This is a genomic window from Chamaesiphon sp. VAR_48_metabat_403, assembly GCF_031422475.1.
In the GTDB taxonomy this organism is placed as follows: domain Bacteria; phylum Cyanobacteriota; class Cyanobacteriia; order Cyanobacteriales; family Chamaesiphonaceae; genus Chamaesiphon.
Map to the genome: position 1 here is coordinate 1 of NZ_JANPLS010000329.1, position 3,610 is coordinate 3,610.

At 39.1% G+C, this 3,610-nt stretch carries 6 protein-coding genes and 1 pseudogene; 5 read left to right on the forward strand and 2 right to left on the reverse strand.

Annotation, left to right across the window (positions count from 1 at the left end; all coding sequences use genetic code 11):
- Window positions 1-259 (reverse strand): annotated as a pseudogene (locus RMO79_RS15950) (B12-binding domain-containing radical SAM protein); the annotation flags it as partial.
- A gap of 128 nt (window positions 260-387) precedes the next feature.
- Here RMO79_RS15950 and RMO79_RS15955 point away from each other — a divergent pair.
- The 5 genes from RMO79_RS15955 to RMO79_RS15975 all read left to right on the forward strand — a co-directional run bounded on the left by RMO79_RS15955 (window position 388) and on the right by RMO79_RS15975 (window position 3,365).
- Window positions 388-1,635, forward strand: a complete 1,248-nt coding sequence (locus RMO79_RS15955) for a DUF262 domain-containing protein (protein WP_310484162.1) — start codon at window positions 388-390, stop codon at window positions 1,633-1,635.
- 14 nt (window positions 1,636-1,649) lie between these two features.
- On the forward strand, window positions 1,650-2,294 hold the full coding sequence (locus tag RMO79_RS15960) for a HEPN domain-containing protein (RefSeq protein ID WP_310484163.1): 645 nt from the start codon (window positions 1,650-1,652) through the stop codon (window positions 2,292-2,294).
- 15 nt (window positions 2,295-2,309) lie between these two features.
- Window positions 2,310-2,636, forward strand: coding sequence for a XisI protein (locus tag RMO79_RS15965; protein WP_310484164.1), 327 nt, complete (start codon window positions 2,310-2,312; stop codon window positions 2,634-2,636).
- Window positions 2,637-2,748: 112 nt separating this feature from the next.
- Window positions 2,749-2,937 carry a hypothetical protein gene (locus RMO79_RS15970; RefSeq protein WP_310484165.1) on the forward strand — a complete coding sequence of 63 codons (189 nt, stop codon included), beginning with the start codon at window positions 2,749-2,751 and terminating at the stop codon, window positions 2,935-2,937.
- A 5-nt stretch (window positions 2,938-2,942) separates the two neighbouring features.
- Window positions 2,943-3,365: a type II toxin-antitoxin system VapC family toxin gene (locus RMO79_RS15975; protein WP_310484166.1), complete on the forward strand. Its 423-nt coding sequence runs from the start codon at window positions 2,943-2,945 to the stop codon at window positions 3,363-3,365.
- A gap of 95 nt (window positions 3,366-3,460) precedes the next feature.
- On the opposite strand, the gene RMO79_RS15980 is transcribed toward RMO79_RS15975, so the two are convergent.
- Window positions 3,461-3,610, reverse strand: coding sequence for a DUF4351 domain-containing protein (locus RMO79_RS15980; protein WP_310484167.1), 150 nt, complete (start codon window positions 3,608-3,610; stop codon window positions 3,461-3,463).

The following is a 3,610-nucleotide window of genomic DNA, read 5'->3' on the forward strand; positions in this document are numbered from 1 at the left end:
TATCCCGTAATTTCTGGGCTAAATCCGCAGCGGGAAGGTAGGCTCGATCGCACAATTGGCGCGGCTGGGCGTTGATAATACTGTAGAGGATAATATGCCCCAGATTGCTCGCCCCAACTTCGTAGATCTCTGGATATGTCAGTGCCCAGCGAACCGTCGCACTCTCCCACGGTTTATGCACCGCACCGAGTTCGTTACCGAGATAACGAGCGGGTTTGAGGATTTCAGGAGTAATGAGACTATCTACTGCAACTGCCACGATTTTGCCTCTAGTTCTGTTTGCTTGGGCGATTATCTATGGTAGCGCGGATTTGATAATGTGGGGTTTGTAATCTAGTCACACCGTCAATTTGCGTTATCATAAATTCATACTGCAAGGTCACAGTTATGGTTGGATTAAAACTTTTAGAAGAAAAAGAAATAACAAATCTCTTCGATGAAGATGAAGAACAGGACGATGAGATTGAATCTCTCGACTTACAAAAAAAGCAATTAAAAGAAATTTCAGAGATAGTTATATCTGGTACGGATTGGACGACAGAGACTATTCTCGGTCAAATTGTCAACGAGAACATACAACTTAACCCAAGATTTCAAAGAAGAGACGCTTGGAACAAGAAACGTAAGAGTAGATTTATTGAATCAATTATTCTTGGTTTTCCTATTCCGCAAATATTTCTAGCGCATAGTAAGGAACATGGAAAAGGAAAGTTTATAGTTCTTGATGGTAAGCAACGTTTACTGACGATCTTGCAATTCTATGGTAAAAGTGAAGCAACTAAACATAATAGTTTTGCTTTGACAGGTTTAGAGTTTAGACCAGAATTAAATGGTTGTACTTATGAGTCTATCAAGAATAATGTTATGTTGAGTTCAGTAATTGATGACCTGAATAACCAAACAATTCGCACTACCGTAATCCGTAACTGGCGTAGCGAAAGCCTTCTCCATAAAATCTTCTTACGGCTTAACTTAGAAAGCACACCATTGTCTGCACAAGAACTTAGACAAGCACTCCATCCAGGTGAATTTGTTAATTTCCTCGACGATCGATCTTTTGAAAGTCAGGTTCTAAAGAAAATCTTCAAAAGTAAAAATGGAGACTTTCGGATGCGGGATGTAGAGTTATTGCTGCGATATGTAGCGTTTCATTATTTCCTACCACAGTATGATGGCAATATTAAAAAATTTCTTAACATGACTTGTGAAGTTTTAAATAAAGAATGGAATAATAAGGAAGATGACATAAAAAATGTAGTAGATGGATTTGAGAATGCAGTCGAAGCAACTATTTCAATATTTGGAGACAAGAACTTTGCTCATGTTTGGGTAAGTGAAGAAGAAGCTTATCGCAGCCAGTTTAATCGAGCGACTCTAGATGCAATGGTGTTTTATTTCTCTGATGAAATCATCAGAGAATCTGCTAAAAGAAATAAAGAGCAGGTAGAAGCTGCGTTCAAGGAGCTATGCTCATCCAATAATGACTTTATAGAGAGTGTTAGAGGAACGACAGATGTTTATGGAACGTACATCCGTCTTTCCTTATGGGGGAAATCTTTATTAGATGTTCTTGATGTAGAATTCAATGTGCCTGATTTTTTTGAAGGTCGAATTGTATTCAACGGTTTGAGGTAAGCGGCGATCTCAGCATGTCAAGATCTTCTAGATTTATTACTTTAACAAAAGAATTAAATAGGCTAAAAAAGCAGTTTTTACCTAAAATTAATCCTCCAGGTATATATTATTCCGATCGACAGCTAGCTCTGACTATTGCATATGGAGTATTTGTCCATGCTGAAATCGAAGCATATCTTGAAGATCGGGTAAAACAAGTAGCGACAGATGCAAAAATAGATTGGGATAGTCATGGGAAAGCTTCTCGTACTTTGTTAAGTTTACTGGCTTTCTCTGGAGAAAAAATGGAGTTACCTCCAGATACACTCAGTCCTATAAAAGGTAGCAAAAAAGTTCTGCTAGAAAAAATAAAACTAGACAAAAAGATAGAATTGGCTGTCAACTGTTTTATGAAGACAATCAAGCAAAATCATGGACTAAAAGAATCAAATATATTAGCATTACTTTTACCTATTGGGATAGATAGTAGTGATTTAGATTTGAGTTTACTAGTTCAATTAAATGCCTTTGGAGAGCAACGAGGGTTAGTCGTACATTCTTCAGCTACATCTTATAGAACTAAGCAACCACCCGATCCAGTAGATGAATTAAATAAAATAAATCAAATTACTCAAGGGCTTTTACGAATAGATGAGTTAATTAACGCCTTAATCAAATGAAGAAGATAGTTAGACATGGATAAGTTAGAATTGTATCGATCGATAGTGACAGAGATATTAAATAAATATTCTCAGTATAAGCCCAGCTATGGACAAGTAGAGATCGAACAAATCTTCGATCGAGATCGAGATCGATATCAATTACTCGCGATTGGTTGGAATCAACAAAAAAGGATATATGGCACGACAATTCATCTAGATATCCAGGATGAGAAAATCTGGATTCAACAAAATACCACTGAATTCGACCTAGCTAGTGATTTAGTAGAGATGGGAGTACCGAAACAGGATATCGTGATTGGGTTTCATACTCCAAAAATGCGCCAATTAACAGGTCATTGAAATGTTAAGCTTCTGACCACATCCCAATCTACAATAAAAATATTTCTATTGACGATCTCCAGCAGCTAAAATAGATACATGGTTTATTCTTAGCCAGCAAGGAGTCCAAAACATGCCTGAAACCAAAATCGAGGAACGACTAGCTGCCTTAGAGCTAGAAGTAGCCGCGCTCAAAAGAAAATTACCACCATTAGAGCCTGTCATCCAACCCTGGTGGGAAATTAACGTTGGCACCTTTGCCGACGATCCAGCCTTCGAGGAAGCGATGGAACTAGGGCGACGGTATCGTAAATCCTCCTAGCCAAAATGTATTTATTCGATACAGATCATTTAACCATCATGGATCGTGGTGGCCCATCAGCGCAAATCTTACTTGCTAAACTATCCCAAGTAAATCCCCATGAAATTGCTACCACGATCGTTAGCGACGAAGAGCAAACCAGAGGATGGCTGAGTTACATTGCCAAGGCTACTAATCTGGATGCTCAAGTACTCGCTTATTCCAAGTTAGAGCGGCATTTAGCTAAATTTCGAGCAGCTACCGTAATTGGCTTCGATCCCACCTCTGCCAGGGAATTTGAAAGAATTAGACGACTTTATCCCCGACTGGGCACAATGGATCTCAAGATTGCTGCGATTTCCATGACGAATAATGCCACACTACTCACTCGCAATAAGTCTGATTTCGAGCGAATTGAGGGCTTAATATTTGAAGATTGGACGAGTTAACCTGTTTGCCAGCCATGTTGGGATTATAGTTCAATATTGGGCGTAGCGTCTGAGAATGAGACTCGTGATTTGAGTCAAATGAAAGACTCGATCGATTACTGATGTCCATCCAACCACATCATCAAATCATTCATCTGGGTAAAATCTAAAGCCGCATCAAACAACTCTTCCAGCATCGCTAAAGACAAAGCTTTCACTCGTGCTTCCACCTCCGAAGATACAGCCCCCACCCGTTTAGTTAACAG